Annotated in this window: 19 protein-coding genes; 11 read left to right on the forward strand and 8 right to left on the reverse strand. The window is 67.4% G+C overall.

Features of this window, described 5'->3' with window-relative positions:
* Positions 1-18: 18 nt before the first annotated feature.
* From tssH to AX767_RS12620, 10 genes are all read left to right on the forward strand, one after another.
* Positions 19-2,766, forward strand: coding sequence for a type VI secretion system ATPase TssH (gene tssH / locus AX767_RS12575; protein ID WP_068631657.1), 2,748 nt, complete (start codon positions 19-21; stop codon positions 2,764-2,766).
* Positions 2,767-2,768: 2 nt separating this feature from the next.
* The gene (locus tag AX767_RS12580; protein ID WP_068631658.1) at positions 2,769-5,012 is read left to right on the forward strand and encodes a type VI secretion system Vgr family protein; all 2,244 of its coding nucleotides are present in this window, start codon (positions 2,769-2,771) and stop codon (positions 5,010-5,012) included.
* On the forward strand, positions 5,005-5,418 hold the full coding sequence (locus AX767_RS12585) for a hypothetical protein (RefSeq protein ID WP_068631659.1): 414 nt from the start codon (positions 5,005-5,007) through the stop codon (positions 5,416-5,418). Before AX767_RS12580 ends, AX767_RS12585 begins: the two co-directional genes overlap by 8 nt.
* A gap of 12 nt (positions 5,419-5,430) precedes the next feature.
* A complete protein-coding gene (locus AX767_RS12590) occupies positions 5,431-5,775 on the forward strand; it encodes a hypothetical protein (RefSeq protein ID WP_068631660.1) in 345 nt (114 codons plus the stop codon).
* Positions 5,772-6,812, forward strand: a complete 1,041-nt coding sequence (locus AX767_RS12595) for a DUF2169 domain-containing protein (RefSeq protein ID WP_068631661.1) — start codon at positions 5,772-5,774, stop codon at positions 6,810-6,812. Before AX767_RS12590 ends, AX767_RS12595 begins: the two co-directional genes overlap by 4 nt.
* Positions 6,809-8,089, forward strand: a complete 1,281-nt coding sequence (locus AX767_RS12600; RefSeq protein ID WP_068631662.1) for a DUF2169 domain-containing protein — start codon at positions 6,809-6,811, stop codon at positions 8,087-8,089. Before AX767_RS12595 ends, AX767_RS12600 begins: the two co-directional genes overlap by 4 nt.
* Complete coding sequence (locus AX767_RS12605; RefSeq protein WP_068631663.1) at positions 8,086-8,967, forward strand: hypothetical protein; 882 nt, start codon at positions 8,086-8,088, stop codon at positions 8,965-8,967. The genes AX767_RS12600 and AX767_RS12605 overlap by 4 nt, the downstream gene beginning before the upstream one ends.
* A gap of 26 nt (positions 8,968-8,993) precedes the next feature.
* Positions 8,994-9,464 (forward strand): hypothetical protein, encoded by a 471-nt coding sequence (locus AX767_RS12610; protein WP_068631664.1) that lies wholly within the window; start codon positions 8,994-8,996, stop codon positions 9,462-9,464.
* A 64-nt stretch (positions 9,465-9,528) separates the two neighbouring features.
* Positions 9,529-11,118, forward strand: a complete 1,590-nt coding sequence (gene tagH / locus AX767_RS12615) for a type VI secretion system-associated FHA domain protein TagH (protein ID WP_068631665.1) — start codon at positions 9,529-9,531, stop codon at positions 11,116-11,118.
* Positions 11,119-11,142: 24 nt separating this feature from the next.
* Positions 11,143-11,931 (forward strand): PP2C family protein-serine/threonine phosphatase, encoded by a 789-nt coding sequence (locus AX767_RS12620; protein ID WP_068631666.1) that lies wholly within the window; start codon positions 11,143-11,145, stop codon positions 11,929-11,931.
* 39 nt (positions 11,932-11,970) lie between these two features.
* Here the strand turns inward: AX767_RS12620 and AX767_RS12625 are convergent, their stop codons facing one another.
* The 6 genes from AX767_RS12625 to tssA form a co-directional block, all read right to left on the reverse strand.
* The gene (locus tag AX767_RS12625; protein WP_068631667.1) at positions 11,971-12,483 is read right to left on the reverse strand and encodes a hypothetical protein; all 513 of its coding nucleotides are present in this window, start codon (positions 12,481-12,483) and stop codon (positions 11,971-11,973) included.
* Positions 12,484-12,496: 13 nt separating this feature from the next.
* Positions 12,497-13,009 (reverse strand): hypothetical protein, encoded by a 513-nt coding sequence (locus AX767_RS12630; RefSeq protein ID WP_068631668.1) that lies wholly within the window; start codon positions 13,007-13,009, stop codon positions 12,497-12,499.
* An 81-nt stretch (positions 13,010-13,090) separates the two neighbouring features.
* Positions 13,091-13,570, reverse strand: a complete 480-nt coding sequence (locus tag AX767_RS12635) for an Hcp family type VI secretion system effector (protein ID WP_068631669.1) — start codon at positions 13,568-13,570, stop codon at positions 13,091-13,093.
* A gap of 159 nt (positions 13,571-13,729) precedes the next feature.
* Positions 13,730-15,223: a type VI secretion system contractile sheath large subunit gene (tssC, locus tag AX767_RS12640; RefSeq protein ID WP_068631670.1), complete on the reverse strand. Its 1,494-nt coding sequence runs from the start codon at positions 15,221-15,223 to the stop codon at positions 13,730-13,732.
* Positions 15,224-15,255: 32 nt separating this feature from the next.
* Positions 15,256-15,771 carry a type VI secretion system contractile sheath small subunit gene (tssB, locus tag AX767_RS12645; RefSeq protein WP_068631671.1) on the reverse strand — a complete coding sequence of 172 codons (516 nt, stop codon included), beginning with the start codon at positions 15,769-15,771 and terminating at the stop codon, positions 15,256-15,258.
* A gap of 40 nt (positions 15,772-15,811) precedes the next feature.
* Positions 15,812-16,846, reverse strand: coding sequence for a type VI secretion system protein TssA (gene tssA / locus AX767_RS12650; protein ID WP_068631672.1), 1,035 nt, complete (start codon positions 16,844-16,846; stop codon positions 15,812-15,814).
* 71 nt (positions 16,847-16,917) lie between these two features.
* On the opposite strand from tssA, the gene tssJ reads away from it, so the two are divergent.
* Positions 16,918-17,400 (forward strand): type VI secretion system lipoprotein TssJ, encoded by a 483-nt coding sequence (gene tssJ / locus AX767_RS12655; protein ID WP_068631673.1) that lies wholly within the window; start codon positions 16,918-16,920, stop codon positions 17,398-17,400.
* Here the strand turns inward: tssJ and AX767_RS12660 are convergent.
* Both AX767_RS12660 and AX767_RS12665 read right to left on the reverse strand, forming a co-directional pair.
* Positions 17,351-18,361 (reverse strand): type VI secretion system protein, encoded by a 1,011-nt coding sequence (locus AX767_RS12660; protein WP_068631674.1) that lies wholly within the window; start codon positions 18,359-18,361, stop codon positions 17,351-17,353. The genes tssJ and AX767_RS12660 overlap by 50 nt on opposite strands.
* The gene (locus tag AX767_RS12665) at positions 18,358-19,707 is read right to left on the reverse strand and encodes a DotU family type IV/VI secretion system protein (protein WP_237288445.1); all 1,350 of its coding nucleotides are present in this window, start codon (positions 19,705-19,707) and stop codon (positions 18,358-18,360) included. The genes AX767_RS12660 and AX767_RS12665 overlap by 4 nt, the downstream gene beginning before the upstream one ends.
* Positions 19,708-19,780 lie beyond the last annotated feature (73 nt).

A 19,780-nucleotide genomic window follows, 5' to 3' on the forward strand; every position in this document is an offset into this window, starting at 1 on the left:
AAACACACGGAGAACCTCATGAGTGAAATCAGCCGCACCGCGCTTTTCGGCAAGCTCAATGCGCTGGCCTACCAGGCGATCGAGGGCGCCACGGTGTTCTGCAAGATGCGCGGCAATCCGTACGTCGAACTCGAACACTGGTTTGCGCAACTGCTGCAGGCGCAGGACTCCGACCTGCACCGCGTGATCCAGCACTACGGGCTCGACATCTCGGCCGTGGCCAAGGACCTGACGGCCGCGCTCGACCGCCTGCCGCGCGGCGCCACCGCCATCAGCGACTTCTCCCCGCACATCGAGAACGCGATCGAGCGCGCCTGGACCTACGCCACGCTGCAGTTCGGCGAGGCGCAGGTGCGCACCGGGTATCTCCTGGTGGGCATGCTCAAGACGCAGAGCCTGCGCAACCCGTTGTTCACTCTCTCGAAGCAGTTCGAGAAAGTGAAGGTCGAAGACCTGGCCGACAACTTCGCCAGGATCTGCGACGCCTCGCCCGAAGCGCAGATGCGGGCGCAGGATGGGACCGGGATGGCGGCCGGAGGCGGTGGGGGCGTGCCAGGCGAAGCGTCTGGCGCGATGGCGCCCGCCGCGATGGGCAAAGGCGATGCCCTCAAGAAATTTGCGATCGACCTCACGGAGAAAGCGAAGAAGGGAGAGATGGACCCGGTGACCGGGCGCGACGAAGAGATCCGCCAGATCGTCGACATCCTGATGCGCCGCCGCCAGAACAACCCGTTGCTCACGGGCGAAGCCGGCGTCGGCAAGACGGCGGTGGTCGAAGGCTTCGCGCAGCGCCTCGCGCGCGGTGACGTGCCGCCGCAACTCAAGGACGTGAAGCTGCTCGCGCTCGACATCGGCCTTTTGCAGGCCGGCGCCAGCATGAAGGGCGAGTTCGAGCAGCGCCTGCGCCAGGTGATCGACGAGGTGCAGAGCTCGCCGACGCCGATCATCCTGTTCATCGATGAGATCCACACGCTCGTGGGCGCGGGCGGCGCGGCCGGCACCGGCGATGCGGCCAATCTGCTGAAGCCCGCACTCGCGCGCGGCAACCTGCGCACCATCGGCGCGACCACCTGGGCCGAATACAAGAAGTACATCGAGAAAGACCCGGCGCTCACGCGGCGCTTCCAGGTCGTGCAGGTTCCCGAGCCCGACGAGGCCAAGGCCATCCTCATGCTGCGCGGCGTGGCGAGCGTGCTGGAAAAGCACCACCGCGTGCAGCTGCTCGATGAAGCCATCGAGGCGGCCGTCAAGCTGAGTCATCGCTACATCCCGGCGCGCCAGTTGCCCGACAAGGCGGTGAGTCTGCTCGACACGGCCTGCGCGCGCGTGGCGGTGAGCCAGCATGCGACGCCGCCCGAAGTGGAAGACTGCATGCGCCGCATCGAATCGCTGACGGTCGAGAAGGAAATCATCGGCCGCGAGGAGGCCATCGGCATCGACGTGACGAAGCGCGCGGCATTGATGGCCGGCTCGCTGGCCGAGGCGAACGTGCAGCTCGTGGCGCTGAACGAACGCTGGAAAGAGGAGAAGGGACTGATCGATCGGTTGCTGGAACTGCGCGGCAAGCTGCGCGAGGGCAACAAGCCGGTGGATGCCGCCAGTGAACCCGTTCGCACTGAGCCTGTCGACGTGCCGGCCGAGGCTTCGACAGGCTCAGCCCGAACGGGCGGAGAGGACCGCGCCACGCTGTTGGCCGAACTGCACGAGCTTCAGACCAAGATCCATGCAGTGCAGGGCGAGTCGCCGCTGATTCTGCCGTCGGTCGACGAGCAGGCCGTCGCCTCGGTCGTCGCCGACTGGACCGGCATTCCCGTCGGCCGCATGGTCAAGAACGAAGTGCAGGCGGTGCTGGAACTGGCCGACACGCTCAACAAGCGCGTCATCGGCCAGAAGCACGGGCTGGAGATGATCGCGCGGCGCATCCAGACCTCTCGGGCGCGGCTGGACAACCCGCAAAAACCCATCGGCGTCTTCATGCTCTGCGGCACCTCCGGCGTCGGCAAGACCGAGACCGCGCTGGCGCTGGCCGAGGCGCTCTATGGCGGCGAGCAGAACATCATCACCATCAACATGAGCGAATTCCAGGAGGCGCACACCGTCTCCACGCTCAAGGGCGCGCCGCCCGGCTACGTGGGCTACGGCGAGGGCGGCATCCTGACCGAGGCGGTGCGGCGCCGGCCCTACAGCGTGGTGCTGCTCGACGAGGTCGAGAAGGCGCACCCCGACGTGCACGAAATCTTCTTCCAGGTCTTCGACAAGGGCTGGATGGAAGACGGCGAGGGCCGCATGATCGACTTCAAGAACACGATCATCCTGCTCACCACCAACGCCGGCAGCGAGCTCGTGATGAGCATGTGCCGCGACCCCGAGCTGCTGCCCGAGCCGAACGCGCTGGCCGATGCGCTCAAGGCGCCGCTCATGAAGGTGTTCCCGCCCGCGCTGCTGGGCCGCATCGTCACCATCCCCTACTACCCGCTGTCGCCGGACATGATGAAAAAGATCGTTCGGCTGCAGCTGGGCCGCATCAAGAAGCGGGTCGAGGCCAACCACGGCATTCCGTTCGAGTACAGCGACGCGGTGGTCGACCAGGTGGTGGCGCGCTGCCAGGACCCGGAGTCGGGTGGCCGCGTGATCGACGCGATCCTCACCAACACGGTGCTCCCGACCATCTCGGTGGAATACCTGCAGCGGCTGGCGTCCGGCGGCGAGATCAAGAAGGTGGCGCTCGACGTGAAAGACGCCGACTTCACCTACGCCTTCGATTGACCATGGCGGACGATCTGTTCCACATCCGGAGCGATTCACCGTTCGCGGGCGACCTGATGTTCTGGGCGGTGGTGGGGCACGAGGCGCTCTCGCAACCGTCGGCCTACGAACTCGTGGTGCTGTCGAAAAACGACCAGATCGGCGCGAAGGACATCCTGGGCCGGGCGTTCGACGTGGTGATCGACTTCTTCGATGCCGACGGCGCGAAGCACGAGCGCCATTGCCAGGGGCATGCGGTGCGCTTCATGCGCGCCGGCAAGACCGGCCGCTACACCGAGTACCGCATCGTGCTGCGCTCGTGGTTCTGGCTTCTCACCAAGCGCGTGAACTCGCGCATCCAGCAGGAAAAGAAGGTGCTGGACATCATGGACGCCGTCTTCGAGGACAGCCCGATCCGGGGCGTCGCCAAGACCGAGAAGCGCCATGTGATCGGCAACCACGTGCAGCGCAGCTACAACCTGCAGCACATGGAGAGCGACTTCCATTTCCTCTCGCGGCTGTTGGAGGAAGAGGGGATCTACTACTGGTTCGACGCGCACGAGGCACCCGGCACGATGTTCCTGTCCGATGCGAGCGACATCGCGCACGAGAAGCTGCCGGTGATCGACACGCTGCGCCAGGCGACGCCGGGTGCCCAGGAAGCGCGCCACAACGAGATCACGCGCTGGGTCAGCGCGCGCAGCCTGCAGAGCGGCAAGTACATGGCGCGCGACAGCAACTTCAAGGCGATCGGCCAGAAGCTCGAAGCCGCGCGCGACACGCACGACGACAACGAGCTGGCGGATTTCGAGGTGTTCGAGTTCCCGGGCCTCTTCTTCACCAACGGCGACGGCGAGAACGTCGTCAAGGCGCGCGGCGAGGAACAGACGGCGCGCCGCCGCCGCCACTGGGCTGTCACGCGCTGGGCGGACGTCGCGGCCGGACGCGCCTTCAAGCTCGCCGACGCGGCCGATGGCGTGAGCGACGGCGAATACCTCATCGCCTCCTGCGACTTCGTCGTCACGCATTCCGGCTACGAAGGCCTGACCGACGCCGAAAGCAGCTTCCAAAGGCTGGGCCGCGTGCTGCTGGACCTCGTACTCGCCGATCCGGTCCATGCGGGCGACGCCGACCTCGTGAAAGACCTGATCGCGAGCGAAGCCGGCCTCAGCCTGCCGGGCCGCGGCATGCACACCTTTCTCGTGACCGCGATGCCGGTGGAGATGCCGTTTCGCCCGCAGCGGCTCACGCCGCGCCCGACCATGCCGGGCCCGCAGTCGGCCATCGTGGTCGGCCCGGCCGGCAAGGAGACCTGCATGGACGACATGGGCCGCGTGAAGGTGCACTTCCACTGGGACCGCTACGACGAGAGCAACGAGAAGTCCAGCTGCTGGGTGCGCGTGTCGCAGCCGTGGGCCGGCAAGGCCTGGGGGGGCTTCTTCATTCCGCGCATCGGCCAGGAGGTGATCGTCGACTTTTTGAACGGCGACCCGGACCGGCCGATCATCGTCGGGCGCATGTACAACGACGACCAGCCGCCGCCGTACACCACGGCGACGCAGAGCGGCTTCAAGACGCGGTCCACCCCCGGGGGCGACACCACCACCTTCAACGAGCTGCGCTTCGAGGACCAGATGGGCGAAGAGCAGATCCACATGCACGCCGAGAAGGACCTCGACGTGCTGGTCGAGAAGCAGGAGACGCGCAAGGTCGGCACCGACTCGTACACCAAGGTCGGCGGCGAGATGCAACTGTGCACCGGCAAGAAGCGCACGGCCGACATCGGCGCCGACGACGTGCTCAAGGTGATCGGGAACCGCAGCATCTCGGTCGGTGGCAACCATGGTGAAACGGTCAATGGCACCACGAAGTTCACCTCGATGGGCGACTGGCATTCGGCCGCGCCGAACATCGAGGTCAACGGGACGGTGTCATACAAGTTGTCGTCGATCGCCATCAGCGCCATCGCCACCGCGGCCTACAAGATCGATGCGGCGACGTATGCGCTGAGCGCGCCGGGCATCACCGTGACGGCCACCAAGATCGAACAGAAAGCCAGCGGTGCGCAGCAGATCACCGGCGGCGCGGCGTTGAACCTCAACGGCAAGCTGGTCACCGTGGATGCCAGCACCAAGCTCACGCTGCAGTGCGGCGCCAGCACGATCACGTTGACGCCGGCGGGCATCACCATGAGTGCCCCGAAAATCGATATCAGTGCGGCGGGCACCACCACCATTCTCGGCGCCATCGTCAAGACCAATGCCTGAGACGACACCCTCCGCGTCCCTGCAGACCATCGACCTGGGTGCCGGTGGGCAGCTTCACATCACGCCCGGCGAGGCAGGCGCCGCCACGGCGTTGCGCGTGTGTGCGGCGGACGGTACGCCGCGACTGCAGCTGCGCATCGACGCGGACGAACTGGTGATCGATTGCCTCGGCGGCCGTACGCGGCTGCGCGTGGCCGGTGCGCTCGCGGTGAGTGCCGACAGCGTCGACCTCAGCGCCACCCATGACTTGGCGCTGCGTTGCGGCGGCGATCTCACGCTGGCGGCGGACGGTCGCATCGATGCTCGCGCCGGTGCGCTCGCGCTCGACGCCACGCGCGGCGACGTGGCGATCACGGCGAACGACGACGTGCGGCTCGAAGGCGAGCGCGTTCGCATGAACGCCTGAAGGAAGAGCGGAATGTCGATCATGTCCGGCGCACGCGACACGCTCTCGACCCTGGTGTTCGAGCAGGCTCTGCGGCAGGTGCGCGACAGGCAGCTGGAGCGCATGCGCGATGGCCGCCCGATGAACGACGCCGAGTTGCGCGCCGCCGAGCGCGAGGCCGCACTCGCGGCGGCGCGCCATGTGTACGGCGACGACACCGCCATGGCGATGGGCATCGCATCGCAGGCCGGCGAGCGCGACCACCGAAAGGACTACGCGTCGCGCACCACGGCCGCCGCCGACATGGCGCTGCTCGCCACGCATCGCCTCATCTGCGCGGTGCCAATCGTCGGGGATCCGGAGCACGCGGTGCCATGAAGCTCACCAACAACACGCCTTTTCCGTCGGTGCTGGAAATGGGTTCGACCACCGACAACGAACAGCTGGGCACGGTGGCCTGCAAGGTCAGCTACCAGTGGGCCGACGACGGCGAGATCTTTCCCGTGCCCGACGCGGCCCTGTGGCCGGTGGCCAGGGCGCCCGAGCTGTATGGCGACGTGCTTTTGTTGCCCGATGCCGACCACCGTCGTGAAGGGGTCGATGTGCTGGTGTTCGGCGACGCCGTGGCGCCGCGCGGCCAGGCCGTGCAGCAGATGCGTGTCGGCGTCGCGAGCGGCGGGTTCGTGCGGCAATTCGATGTGCTCGGCGATCGACGCTGGGCACGCGCCCACGCCGAGGCGCCGTGGCAACTCTCGGCACCGACTGCCTTCGAGCGCATGCCGCTCGGCTGCGAGCGCGCATTCGGTGGCAGCGCCGCGTTCGGCGACGGTGACCATCCTTTCAGCATGAACCCGCGCGGCCGGGGCTATGCCCTCGATCCCGCGGAACTGGGCAACGTGGCCCTGCCGAACGTCGAGCGCATCGACCAGCGCATGGCCCGCTGGAGCGACCAGCCGGTGCCGGCCTGTTTCCACAAGCCGCCGGGTGGCCTGTTGCTGCCGGCGAGCGGCCCGGAATCGTGGAACGAAGCGGCCAGCGGCGACGACCCGATGCGCCTGTCGCAGGTGCTGCTCAAGCATTCGTTCCAGCAGGCACCGCCGGACTTCGTCTGCCCGCGCGGCGCGTTGGGACCGCGGCTGACGCTCAAGGGCTTCGATACCGGCGGCCTGCAGCACATCGCGCTGCCACCGGAGATCGGCTCCGCGCGTCAAGGCGCCGTGGTGTATGTGGAAGTCGGCAGCTTGCGCTCGGCGTTTCCGTTGCGAATCAGCGCGATCCTGGTGCTGGTCGCGCAGCGGATGCTGGTGGTCACCTTCGCCGCCAGTTTTCGCTACCTGATGCGCGCGGAAGAGGCCCGTCGCGCGCTGCTGCAGTGGCACGGCGACCACGCGTTCGCGCTGGAGCCGAACCCATGAGCGCGGCCCTCCGTCCGCGCAGCGTGATCAGCGATCCGCCACCCGGCGTGCCGCCCGAACTGGCGCCGGCGCCTTCGGTGCAGGCGCTGGTCCACGGGCAGCAACAGGGCCAGTGGTGGTGGACCTTGTTGCGCAAGGTGACCTACGCCATCACCGACAGCGGCACGCTGCAACGCGCGCCACAGGGGCCGATCCACACCGCCTACGCAAGGCACGACGCGTTGCCCGACTGGGTGGGCCGGGATGCCGGGCGCAGTGGCAGCATGCAGACGACGCCGGAGCCGCGTGCGTTCCAGACCGGCACCGACGTGGTGGTCCGTGCGCACGCCGCGAGCGGGCGGCCGGTGCGCACCTTGCTGGCCGGGCTGGCGGTGGGGCGTCACCTCCACAAGGTGCGGGCGTTCGGCGAGCGGCGCAGCCGGCGGATCGGCGGTCGCGTGGAATTCTCGGAACCGTCTTTGTTCCAGTCCGTGCCGTTGCGCAGCGAACTGGCCTACGGCGGCTTCGACCCGGTGGCCCTGCGCGCCGCGCTGGCCGGCATCGAGGCGCGCATGGATGCGGTCGGCTGGCGGCGCAGCCGCGCCTTCCTGCAGGACACGCTGCCGACCACCGTGCCGGTGGCCTACGCGCGCAATCCGGTGGGCATGGGCTACGTGGCCGATGCGCTGCCCGAGGCGCTGCACGACGTGGCGCTGCCGCGCTTCGAACTGGAACGCGACCTGCTCACCCCCGAACGCTTTGCGCAGGGCCGCCCGCTCGACTGGCTGCACCGGCCGGTGCCGGCGGGGCTGGACTTCATGGACATGCGCATGTTCCCGCGCACGGCCATGTTCGGCCTGCCACCGCCGGGTTTCGAGGTCGGCGCGCGCCAGTGCCCCGAGGTCGACTGGGGCCAGGTGCCGGCGGATTTCAGCCGCGGCAATGTCCTGACCGCCGACGACGCCGACGCGGCCCTCGCAGTGCATCCCGATGCCGCACGTTGCGCGCCGATCGGCCTGCGTCTGCCGCGCCTGGCCGGCACCGAGCCGGTGAGCCTCATCGCCCTGCGCGCGGACCTGCCGCGCTGGGACTTCGTGCTGCCGGGCGAACGCCCGGTGTTCGAGGTGCCGGGCCAGGGTGCGTTGCCCGGCGCGCTGTTCCAGCTGTTCATCGATGTCGACGCGCGCCGGGTCGAACTGCTGTGGGCGGCGTCGTGGCCAACCGGGTGCGAACTGCAACCCGGCCAGGACCAGGACGTGTTGCGCACGGTGCGCACGCGGGTGGAGACACTGGCATGACCATGCGCATCGCCAAGTACCCGGCGTTGCCGAGCTTCGGGCGTGACTTCCACAACGTGTTGCCCGGCTCGCTGCCGCCGGTGCCGCCGAGTCCGGTCAATCCGGCGCCGCTGCCGATGTACCTGTGGACCGCCTTGATGGTGAACTACGCGTCGCCTGAAATCTTCGGCAAGTTCACGCGCTCCAATTCGATCACCGAGGGCATGGGCGACATCCTCGCGGGCCACGACTGGGGAATGATGCAGCCGCATATTCCGGTGCCGCCGGTGGTGATGGCGCCCAACGCGCTGATCGTCATGATGGGGTCCAGCCACAAGTACTTCCTGCCCTCCTACGCCGTGCAGGAAACGCCGCAGGGCGGCGCGCTGGCGATGGCGGGCGCCTCCGGCAGCGCCGTCGCGGTGACCACCTCGGCCTTCGTGATTCCCCTGCAGGATTGCATCGAGGGCTTCGTGGCGCCGCTGGGCATCGGTCTTCAGCTGGTGAGCGTGCGGTGGGTCGGCTTCGGTGCTTGCGACGTGCTCGCGGGGGTGATCTCTTTCGCGGCCGACGGGCTCGGCGCGGTGGTCTCGAATGGCTTGGGAAACGCCATGTCCAACGGGCTGGGCCTGGGCGACGTGGGCGGCGCGGTGCTCGGGGCCGTCCTCAATTCGGCCAACGCGGCGGTGCAGAACTTCGCGAACGCCAACCTGCCGGCCGGCGTGGTCGGCACGGCGGCCGGCTACCTGCCCTGCGCCTGCATGATCGTTCTGGGCCCCGCGGCCATCGGACTGGCGGGCGGCCGCATCGCCGATGCGGCAGGCGGTGCCGGCTACGCCACACCGGGCGACGCCGACGCCACGGGCGTGCAGATCGTGCCGGGCGCCACCGGCCTCTGACTTCGACGGTTCACAGGAGAGACTCCATGGCAGGCCTTGACGATTTCATGAGCGCGCCGGGCGTGCCCGGTGCGCCCGGTGCGCCCGGCAGCGCCGACGATGGCAAGCCGAAGCAGGACCCGGGCTCGTTCGCCGACTACGGCGACGACGCGAAAGACGCCGGCACGAACGTGGCCGGCGCCGCCGCCGACAACGCGAAAGACGAGGCGTTGAAGAAGGGCGCCGACATGGCGGATGGCCTCATCCAGGACGCCATGGCCGGCAAGCCGCCCGATCCGGCCGCCATCAAGGACCAGGCCTTCGCAGCCGCCAAAGACCTCGCGCACAGCACCGGCGAGGCCGCCATCGATGCGGCGAAGCAGCAAGCGCAGCAGCAGGTCGACAAGACACTGGCCATCATCGGCAACGAGTTCCCGATGCTGGGCGGCATCCTCGGCATCCTGTCGAAACCGGTGATCGACCAGGCGCTGAACAAGGCGAAGATGCCCGACTTCTGATGACGGGCGGTCTACCTCTTCCGGCGAGATTGCCAAGGCAACGGGCGAAATGAATACTCCCGCCATGATTCAAATCGCCGTGGCCACCCGGCAGGGCATGCCGACGGAGCAGCCCCTCTCCGCGAACTTCGGCCCGGCCGGCGGCACCATCGGCCGTGCCGACACGAACACGCTCGTGCTGTCCGACCCCGATCGCACGGTGTCGCGCGTGCATGCACAGATTCTTTTCAGGGATGGCGGCTTCGTCGTCGTCGACCGGGGCAGCAATCCGATGCAGTGCAACGGCCAGCCGCTGGGCTCGGGCCGGGAAGCCGCCATCGCGCCCGGCGACCGCCTCGTGATCGGCAGTTTCGAGCTCGATGTGCAGGACGCCGCTTCGCCGTCGCCCGGCGCACGGGCACCGCAGGCCGGCGCTGCATCGATCGCTGCTGCAACGCCGTCGAGCGACGACCCGTTCGCCGACCTGCTGGCCGGGCTCGGTGCGCCCGCTGCGTCGGCGCCAGCGCCTGCGCAGCGCGGCGCGGTCGCACCCGACCCGCTGCTCTTTCCGAACCCGATGGAGACACAGGCCCGCAATGCCCGCGCGCCGGAGGTCGACCCGTTCGCCGACCTGCTCGGGCCCGGGCCTGCGGCGCCGGCCGCCGCGGGGCTCGGCGCGCTCGATGATTTTTCAGACCTCGGCGTGGCGACGGGCGGCGGCAAGTCGAACGGCATCGACGACCTGTTCGGCGGCGTGGGCGGGCTCGGCATGGGCAGCGATCCGCTGGCGCTGTCGCCGCTGGCCGACCCCTTGCTGCAGCCCAACACCGCATCGAACGCCGATCCGCTGGCGGCGCTGCAACGCGCGACGCCCGCCACGCCGGGGCCGCGCGGCGATGCGCTGCCGATGGGGCAGTTCGCCTACCAGCCGCCGCGCATGGTTCCCGAACCCGCGGTCGAGCCTCTGGCATTCGATGACATGACCGGCTTGCCGCTGCAAGCCGCGGTGATGCCGCCGGTCGAGAGGCCGGTGCCCGCGCCCGCTCCGGTGCTGCCGCCCGCTGCGCCCACGCCGGCCACCGACGACGCGCTGCTCGCCGCCTTTCTGCGCGGCCTTGGGCATCCGCACCCGGCGCCGCAGGTGCTCACGCCCGGACTCATGGAGCGCATCGGCGTGCTGCTGCGCGGGTCGACCGAAGGCACGCTGCAGCTTTTGCTCACCCGTCAGGAATTCAAGCGCGAGGTGCGTGCCGAGGTCACGATGATCGCGTCGCAAGCCAACAACCCGCTCAAGTTCTCACCGACGGTGGACGTGGCGCTGGCGCACCTGCTGGGGCCCGGCGTGCGGGGGTTCATGGCGCCCGAGGCGGCGATGCGCGACGCCTACAACGACCTGCGCTCGCACCAGTTCGGCGTGATGGTCGGCATGCGCGCAGCGCTGGCGCACGTCATCGCGCGCTTTGCGCCGGAAGAGCTCGAGAAGAAGATCGCCGCGAAATCCGCCCTCGACAGCCTGTTCGCCGCCAACCGCAAGGCCAAGCTGTGGGACCAGTTCATGGCACTCTACGGCGGTATCGCGAGCGAAGCCGAAGACGACTTCCACAGTCTTTTCGGCAAGGCGTTCATCGAGGCCTACGAAGAGCAAATGGAGCGCCTGAAATCGGCCGGTCCCTGAGAAAGCAGAAAAGAGGCGCCCCGGGTGGAAATCGAAATCGTCACGCTGTCCAAACAGGGCGGCCGCAGCTACAACGAAGACGTGCACGGTCACTGGCACGACGGGCGCTACGTCGCCTGCCTCGTGGCCGATGGCGCCGGGGGTCACGGCGGCGGCGACGTGGCCGCGGCCACCGCACGCAGCAGCGTGCTCGGTGGCTTTGGTGCGGCGCCGGGCATCGACGCCGTGTCGCTTCGCCACCTGCTGGAGCAGGCCAACCGCGATGTGGTCGCGCGCCAGGCCGAGGGCGGCAAATTGGCGGCCATGCGCTCGACGGTCGTGCTGGCCGCGATCGACCTGCACGACAACCGGTTCGCCTGGGCGCACAGCGGTGACAGCCGCGCGTACCTCTTTCGCGCCGGCGCGCTCGTGGCGCGCACCGTCGATCACAGCCTGGTGCAGCAGATGGTGGCCGGCGGCATGCTGGACGAAGAGGGCGCCCGGGCGCATCCCCACCGCAACATGTTGCTGTCGGCGCTCGGCGCGGTGGACGATCTGCCTGAGATCGCCGTCTCGGCGCCGATGCCGCTGGTCGCCGGCGACGTGCTGCTGCTGTGCAGCGACGGCGTGTGGGAGCCGCTCGGCGACGACTGCCTCCTCGACACCCTGCAGGCCTCGCGCAATCCGAGTCAGTGGGTCGAGCACCTCGACCAGGCGATCAAGGCGCGTGCCAAGCCGGGGCACGACAACTACACCGCGCTGGCCGCGTGGCTGCATGCGGACGACGAGGCGACGCAGTTGCTGCCGATGCCGGGGGAAGCGCCGGCGTCCTGAGCCTCGAGCGGCGAGACCGCACTGCGCCGGCTTTCCGCGCTACTTGAATCGCTTGGCGAACCTGCGCTGCAGGGTGAGCGAATGCAGCAGCGGTGGCTTCGCGGTGACCCGCAGGTTGTAGTAGTGCGCTTTGGCTTCGTCTTCCGTGTGGTCGGCCAGCACGTAGTTCATGCTGTCGAAGCTGTAGACCCTTTTCTGGGTCCCCATGTGGATGACTCCCGGCTCGGGACTCACGTCGAATTTGCCGTCGATCCTGACCGGGATCGCGCCCATGCCCTGGTTGCCCTTCTTGGCCAGATCGTTCTGGAACTGGTAAATGCGAGCGATGGTCAGCGGCCCGCAATAACCGTCTTCCTCCAGCAGCTCGAGCTGGTTGTCTTCGCGTGATTTCACGTAGCGCGCGGCGTACATGTCGCGGCGCTCGAAATAGGTGATGTTGAGGCACACCTGCGCGAGCATCACATCGTCGCGCATGTTCACCGCGCCATGACCGACGGTGTAGTCGATCGAGTAGAGGCCTGTCGCTTCAGGGTTCTTGATTGTGAAAGCCATGACGATTCAGCGGCTAGCGGAACACTTTGACCCGTGTCAACGAAGCGGCAAGATAAGGCGGCACGACTTGCGGGTCGGATGCGCGCGTTTCCAGGGGCGTTGAACGCAAGCCGGGACCATCGAAGCAGAAGTCGTTCAGCATCACGAGCGCCACCACGAAGAACCGTTTGCCACTGACGACCATCTTGTCCATCGGGTCGAAGGCATGGTCGTTGCGGCGGCCCAGGGCGGGCTCGGCCTTGCCCAACTGGTCCAGGAACCGCTCGATGTGGCTTTGCGTGGCGGGACCGTGATAGCCGTCGACCTTGAGATTGCCCGCGCTCGATGAGCCGGGAGGCGGGTCAAAGTTGACGCCCAGATCGGTCTTGCCGCCCAGCTCGTAATAGAAGATTCTCAGCAGGGCCTGCACGAGCATGGTGTCGTCGCGCAAGTTCCTGGATTGCCAGCTTCGTCCCACCGGCTTGTCGACGTTGTAGCGCCTGGAAGGTGCCTGCCCGTCGTTGTAGTAGACCAATGTGTGGGCCATGATCAATGCTCCGGAGATGTGACAGCGCGCGTCGGCGCCGGCGCGCAATTTCGCCCGCCTCGCGTGGCGCAGGCGTGCCAATCAGCTGAACTTGTTCTCGGTTGGAACCCAGCCGAACTTGACTTCGGAGTCGAGCTCGCCGTCGTCCTTTTGCGGCTTGTACTTGACTTCCATTTCCTTGTAGGTGGCCGTGACGTGCTCCACCACATCGCCGCCTTGCGAGCCGCCGGGCGACACGCTGGTGATCAACACGCCCTTGAAGGTGTAGGTCAGGTAGGTCTTGGGACCGCCGCCGGCCTTGCGCGCCGACAGCACGACTTCGGTGATCGGCTTGCCCTCGGCGCACTTGCGTGCCAACACGGTCGACGCCTTGTCGAAGGAGTGCGTGAATTCGAACTGACCCGGGTTGGCCTTGCCGGAACCGGAGCCCATGCCGGAGTTGGCGCTGGAGGCTTGGCTCACGTTCCAGCTCCAGGAGAAGATTTCGATCTCGTCCTTGTGGTCGGTGTCCTTGGCCTCACCCTTGATGTCGGTCATCTTGACGTAGTAATCGGAACTCATGGCGGTACTCCTTCAGTGTGTTAACTGCCCGATGCGGGCGTGATGAAACGGTGTTTTTCGGGGCTCCTGCTGCAGTGGCTTCGCCCGCAGGAGCTGTCTCTAGAACGATGGAGTGGCGGGGTTTTCCAAGACGTCAGTGCCAGCGCCACTCCCTTTTTTTCAGCCTGCACTCTTGCCCGAGGGCAGCTTGGACACCAGCCGGAGCGAGACCGTGAGGCCTTCGAGCTGGTAGTGCGGGCGCAGGAAGAATTTCGAGGTGTAGTAGCCGGGGTTGCCCTCGACTTCTTCCACCACGACCTCGGCGGCCGCGAGCGGCTTTTGCGCCTTGGTCTCTTCGGATGAATTGACCGGGTCGCCGTCCACGTAATTCATGATCCAGCGGTTCAGCCAGCGCTGCATTTCGTCGCGCTCCTTGAAGCTGCCGATCTTGTCGCGCACGATGCACTTGAGGTAGTGCGCGAAGCGGTTGCAGGCGAAAAGGTAGGGCAGGCGTGCGGCGAGGTTGGCGTTGGCCGTGGCGTCCGGGTCGTCGTACTCGGCCGGCTTGTTGAGCGACTGGGCGCCGATGAAGGCCGCGAAGTCGGAGTTCTTGCGATGGATGAGCGAGAGCAGGCCGGCCTTCGACAGCTCGGCTTCGCGCCGGTCGCTGATGGCGATCTCGGTCGGGCACTTCTGGTCGACCCCGCCGTCATCGCTCGGGAAGGTGTGCAGCGGAAGATTCTCGACCGCGCCGCCCGATTCGATGCCGCGGATGCGCGAACCCCAGCCGTACTGCTTGTACGAGCGGTTGATGTTGGTCGCCATGGCATACGCCGCATTGGCCCACGCGTACTTGCTGTGGTCGGCGCCGGCCACGTCTTCCTCGAAATCGAATTCCTCGATCGGATTGGTCTTGGCGCCGTAGGGCGTGCGCGCCAGGAAGCGCGGCATGCACAGGCCCAGGTACTTGGAGTCGTCGGACTCGCGCAGCGATCGCCAGCCGGCGTACTCGGGCGTCCCGAAGATCTTGGTCAGGTCTCGCGGATTGGCGAGTTCCTGCCACGACTCCATCTGCATCAGGTTGGCGCTGGCACCCGTGATGAAAGGCGCGTGCGCGGAAGCCGCGATCTTGGCCATCTCGCCGAGCAGTTCCACGTCGGGCGGGCTCTGGTCGAAGTGGTAGTCGCCGACGATCGCACCGAAGGGCTCGCCGCCGAACTGCCCATATTCCTCTTCGTAGACCTTCTTGAAGATCGGGCTCTGGTCCCAGGCCGCGCCCTTGAACTTCTTCAGGGTCTTGTGCAGGTCCTTCTTCGAGATGTCCATCACGCGAATCTTCAGATGTTCGTCCGATTCGGTGTTGTTCACCATGTAGTGCAGGCCGCGCCAGGCACTCTCCAGTTTCTGGAACTCGTCGTTGTGCAGGATCTGGTTGACCTGCGCGGTGAGCTTCGCGTCGATGGCGGCGATCATGGCCTGGATCGATTGCGTCACGTCCTTGCCGATGACCGTGCTGTTGCTCAGCGCCTGCTGCGCGAGCGTGAGCACCGCGGCTTCGACGGCGCTCTTGGCCTCGTCGCTGCGCGGCTTGAATTCCTTTTGCAGCAGCGACGAAAAATCGCTGCCGGCGTAGGCCACATCCTTGAGTGCGCTCTGTTCGAGTGCTTCTGCCATGGTGCTTCTCCTCGTTGTCCGGTGAATGGGTGTCAGGCCGCGGGCGCGCTGTCTTCGGGTTTTCTGCTGGCAGCCAGCGTGGCGAGCAGGGCGGGGTCCTCCAGTACCTTGGCCAGCAGCTCTTCGGCGCCGCCCTTGCCATCCATGTAAGTGACGAGGTTCGCCAGCTGGGTGCGGGCGTCGAGCAGCTTGTTCAGCGCGTCGACCTTCTTCGCGATGGCGGCGGGCGAGAAGTCGTCCATGTTCTCGAACGTGATGTCGACCTTCAGGTCGCCTTCGCCGGTGAGCGTGTTCGGCACCGAGAAGGCCGCGCGTGGCTTCATGGCCTTCATGCGCGAATCGAAGTTGTCGGTGTCGAACTCCAGGAACTTGCGGTCGCTGACCGGCGCCAGCGGATCGCCCGGCTTGCCCGAGAGGTCGGCCAGCACGCCCATCACGAACGGCAGCTGCACCTTCTTCTCGGCGCCGTAGAGCTCCACGTCGTATTCGATCTGGACGCGTGGCGCCCGGTTGCGGGCGATGAATTTCTGACTGCTCTTGCTGGCCATGGTGCTGCTCCTGGAGGGTTGGGGCGGGTTCGGTGACGGGTCATTCGGACGGGCGGCGACCCGTCACGGTTTCGATCGAGTCGATCGCGCCGGGCGCGAGGTTGCTCATGATTTCGAAGAAGCTCACGCCGATGAGCTTCTTGGCGCGCTCGATGAGCAGCGGCGCTGGATTGCCGGGTTCGGTCTGTTCGAGATAGCGGATCACGCGGTCGAGCAGCTGCAGTGCGTCCTGCCGGTTCTGGATGTCGCTGCGGGACGTGGCCGCCGGCGCCGGCGCAACGGCACCGGCGCTTCCTTCGGCGGCGGTGGGCGCCGTGGTTTCGTCGGCGGGTGCGGCGCCGGCCACACCGCTCGCTGCCTTGTGCAACACCGCAGCGATGGCGCGCAACTTGCCAAAGTCGACGGCATCGTCCAGGCCCGTGCGCTCCCTGAGCAGCGCCTGGAGATGGCCGACGGCCTGACGCAGATGCATCAGCGTCTGCACGGCGTCGGGTCGGTCACCATGGATTTCCTCGAGCGCGCCCTGGATCTGCGCTGCGGAATACGCCGGATCGCCGTTGCCGGCCGCGAGCGCGTGGTGCGCGATGGCGATGTCGCGCACGCGGATCGGACCGACACCGCGTGCGGTGCCGACGTGCGCGTCGTACAGGTCGCGCAGCACCATGCCTTCGTCGGTCAGCGGCGCCAGCGCGTTCAGCCGCATGGTCGGGTCGTTGTCGTCGTCGGCATCCAGCGTTGGATGTATGCCGTCCCAGAAGGTGTCGAGCAGGCCGGTGAGCAGGCGAAGGCCCGCGTCGAAACCGGCAACGCCTTGTTGGCGCGTGGCGGCTCGCAGCAGCAACACGGCGGGGCGCACATCCTTTGCGCGGCGCAGCACGGCTTCGGCCTGTTCGGCCACGGCGCGCCACTCGGGTTCGATGGCGGGGATGACGGTGTCGCCGAACTGCTGTTCGGGCTTGCCTTGCGATGCGGACTCCAGTGCGGTGAAGGCCGGGTCGTACGCCAGATCGTCGCCACACGGCGAGGCTTCGCTGATGGGCGCCTGCAGCGATTGAACGAGTTCGGGAGTCAGCATGTTGCCTGTTCGAGTTGACTGGTGATAATCAAAGATGCCTATCGACGGGTCAATGCAACGAAGGGAATAGCATGCGACTGCCTGGTACACGCCGTTTGTTCTATGGACGCTTTTTCGGGCTGGCGCTGGCCGCCTTCGTGCTCGCGGGCTGTGCGACCAAACCGGTGGTCACGCCGGTGTCGCTTACGCTGATGGCTGCGCCCGATGTCAACCCCGATGCGCGCAACCGCGCATCGCCGCTCACCGTGCGCATCTACGCGCTCAAGTCGCCAGGGCCTTTCGAAGGCGCCGACTTTTTCTCGCTCTACGAAAAGGACCAGGCCACGCTCGGTGCCGAAATGGTTCAGCGCGAAGAACTGCTGCTGCGGCCTGGCGACAGCAAAAAGCTCGCGCTCACCTTGCCCGCCGAGGTCAAGGCCATCGGCGTGCTGGCTGCCTATCGCGACCTCGAGCGCGCACGCTGGCGCGAGGTGCGCGCCGTCGAGCCTGGCAAGCCGCTCGGCCTCATGGTGACCTTCGGCGCGCGGCAGATCCGGATCGACGCGTCGAAGTAGCCAGCGCCTCGTCGGCGGGCAGAAAGCGCGCATACAGGTCGTCGGAAAAATCGCCCCCGGCGGCACCGGTGCCTGTCAGGTAGAGACCGCGCCAAGGCTGCGCATCCACACCGTCGATGCTCTGCGCGAACAGCGTGGTGGCCACGGTGTCGAGCGCGTCACCCATGACGCGCACAGCCTCGACGAACGCATGGACCGCCCATCGGTCGCGCGCTGCCGGATGCGCGCGCAGCAGCGTCATCCGCAGGGCGTGCAAACCCGCCGTGATCGCGGCGAACGCATCGCGCGGAAGCGCCGGACTGTCCAGCGCGATACGCTCTCCGAGCACTTGCGCGCGCACGTCGGCAGGGAGCGCGTCGCGCACCACGGCGTAGCCTTCCAGGCGCTCGAGACCTGTCACCACCAGGTAGATCGGGAGCCTTCGCAGCCCCAGATGGTCCACAGCCTCGTCGATCAATCGGCGCAGCCGCGTGGCCTCGGGTTGCACCGGCGGATTGCCCGGCCCGAGTCGCTGCGCATCGAGGCAGACGACGATGCCGTTCAAGGGCACGCGCCGACGCGCTTGCATCAATGCGAGCAACGCGTGGTGCCAGGCGCGACGAAGCGGCGGTGCGTCCGGCGACGCGACGACCTGCGGGTCGATGGCGATCGCGACCATGGCAGGAAGTGCGGTCCAGTGCCAGAAACCGGTCCGTGCCATGCGCGGCACGTCACCCAGGAACAGGAAACGAGGTGTCGGCACCGGCGCACTGCGTCGCGGCACCGCGCGCGGCGCGTCGTGCAGGCGATCGAGTGCCGTTTGTTCGGCGGGCGATTCGGCACGCCCGCATTGCGCGAGTGCGTGCTTCATGGCACGGATGCGCGCAGCGCGGTGGCGTTCTCGAACGACCCACCAGAGCAGCGCGAAACCAAGACCGCTGAGAGTCAGAACGAGCCACCAGGATGCCGGCAGGACGTTCAAGGGCGCTCCGCCGTTTCGAGAAACAAGAGCTCCGCGATCAGCCGTTCGCCGCCCTTGTTGGCGGACAGGGCTTCGCGCAGCGTGAGGAGATAGGCGGACGCCAGCTCGAAGGGCGGCCGATCACCCAGTTCGGTGAAAGGCGCCGGTGACGACAACACCGACACGAGCACCGTGCCGAAAGGCGGGCTGACCAGCCAGCTCGAAGGAATGTCCTGGCCGAATTCCGTGCGCTGCCCCGCGGCCACCTGCGCCCGGGCAACCCCGCGGTTCAAGTGCTGCACCGCGCCGTCGGCGGTGTAGTAGTCGACCTGGACATGGCCGTCGTAGTTCGCGCCGGTCAGGCTGATGCGAACCGCATCGCCTTCGCGCAGCCGGCCGCTCCGTGCTGACGGCGCGCCGACGCGCAACCCGAGAGCCTTTTCGCGATTGCGCGTCTGGTACGGCTTGAGGATGTCCACCACCTCGCAATGCGGCCAGACACGCAGGCCGAGGTCGAACGTGGCCGACTGGACGCCTGGCAATGCACGGACCTCGCGCGCTACGCGCGCCACGTCGTCCTGCAGGGGGACGAAGCCGGTCACGCGCAACGTGTCGTCGTTGCCGGTGTCGGCCCTGAGGTCGGCGCAGGCGTAGCGGTCCAGTTGCATTCTCAGTTGCTGCGCGAACGTCGGCGGCGCCGGTCGTGGGCCCGCGAGCATCAGAGAGAGGAGGAACGCCAGCGGCAGCAGCAGCGCCAGCGCGCCGCCGGCACGCAGCAGCGTGCGCTCGCGACGCAACGGATCGCGCGGACCCGCGGGGTCGGCGCTCGCGTAGGGCTGGGGCGTGAGGTGCTCTTGCGCCAGCGTCGCGAGCGAGAGCGGCGGCGAACGCAGCTGACGTCCGTGCAGGTCCTTCAGCTTGCCCAGTTCGCCCGAGTCGTCTTTCTCGAAGTAGTACTGGCCGACGAAGCCGTGCGCGAGCGCGTGCCAATACACCTCGCGCACCGCGTCGTCGTCGGCCTGGAGTGCCGAGAGGTGATGGAAGAACTCACTGTGAGCATTGGCCGAATTGAAGAGCTGTGCCTGAAGCGGCGGGCATTCGTCGTGCCACTGCGGTTGACGCGCGAAGATCTCGTCGAGCCACGCCACCATGGCGAAGGTCGCGGATTCGAGTTGCTGCGGCGGCGTACCGGAAGCTGTCGCCGCCAGGCGGGCCGCATCCAGCAGGGCGAGCGCGTCTTCCTGTGCCGCGTCGCGCGTGCGAAAACCGCTACCGGCCGGATTGGAAGCATCGATCGCCAGTCCGAAGGAGAACAATGCAGAGAACTGATCGAGCAGGCGACCCACCCGCAGATTCTTTCGATGCATTTTCGGGCGCACCATACCGCGGGGGGACTATGCCGTTCGCCCGGCGGCCCGACCTTGCTGCGCGCGGGAATCG

Origin of the sequence: Variovorax sp. PAMC 28711, assembly GCF_001577265.1 — a bacterium.
Taxonomy (GTDB): Bacteria; Pseudomonadota; Gammaproteobacteria; order Burkholderiales; family Burkholderiaceae_C; genus Variovorax.

Bases quoted from the DNA above. Each gene is read 5' to 3' on its own strand.
- tssH (WP_068631657.1), top strand. From the start codon at position 19: ATGAGTGAAATCAGCCGCACCGCGCTTTTCGGCAAGCTCAATGCGCTG.
- AX767_RS12580 (WP_068631658.1), top strand. From the start codon at position 2,769: ATGGCGGACGATCTGTTCCACATCCGGAGCGATTCACCGTTCGCGGGC.
- AX767_RS12585 (WP_068631659.1), top strand. From the start codon at position 5,005: ATGCCTGAGACGACACCCTCCGCGTCCCTGCAGACCATCGACCTGGGT.
- AX767_RS12590 (WP_068631660.1), top strand. From the start codon at position 5,431: ATGTCGATCATGTCCGGCGCACGCGACACGCTCTCGACCCTGGTGTTC.
- AX767_RS12595 (WP_068631661.1), top strand. From the start codon at position 5,772: ATGAAGCTCACCAACAACACGCCTTTTCCGTCGGTGCTGGAAATGGGT.
- AX767_RS12600 (WP_068631662.1), top strand. From the start codon at position 6,809: ATGAGCGCGGCCCTCCGTCCGCGCAGCGTGATCAGCGATCCGCCACCC.
- AX767_RS12605 (WP_068631663.1), top strand. From the start codon at position 8,086: ATGACCATGCGCATCGCCAAGTACCCGGCGTTGCCGAGCTTCGGGCGT.
- AX767_RS12610 (WP_068631664.1), top strand. From the start codon at position 8,994: ATGGCAGGCCTTGACGATTTCATGAGCGCGCCGGGCGTGCCCGGTGCG.
- tagH (WP_068631665.1), top strand. From the start codon at position 9,529: ATGATTCAAATCGCCGTGGCCACCCGGCAGGGCATGCCGACGGAGCAG.
- AX767_RS12625 (WP_068631667.1), bottom strand. From the start codon at position 12,483: ATGGCTTTCACAATCAAGAACCCTGAAGCGACAGGCCTCTACTCGATC.
- AX767_RS12630 (WP_068631668.1), bottom strand. From the start codon at position 13,009: ATGGCCCACACATTGGTCTACTACAACGACGGGCAGGCACCTTCCAGG.
- AX767_RS12635 (WP_068631669.1), bottom strand. From the start codon at position 13,570: ATGAGTTCCGATTACTACGTCAAGATGACCGACATCAAGGGTGAGGCC.
- tssC (WP_068631670.1), bottom strand. From the start codon at position 15,223: ATGGCAGAAGCACTCGAACAGAGCGCACTCAAGGATGTGGCCTACGCC.
- tssB (WP_068631671.1), bottom strand. From the start codon at position 15,771: ATGGCCAGCAAGAGCAGTCAGAAATTCATCGCCCGCAACCGGGCGCCA.
- tssA (WP_068631672.1), bottom strand. From the start codon at position 16,846: ATGCTGACTCCCGAACTCGTTCAATCGCTGCAGGCGCCCATCAGCGAA.
- tssJ (WP_068631673.1), top strand. From the start codon at position 16,918: ATGCGACTGCCTGGTACACGCCGTTTGTTCTATGGACGCTTTTTCGGG.
- AX767_RS12665 (WP_237288445.1), bottom strand. From the start codon at position 19,707: ATGCATCGAAAGAATCTGCGGGTGGGTCGCCTGCTCGATCAGTTCTCT.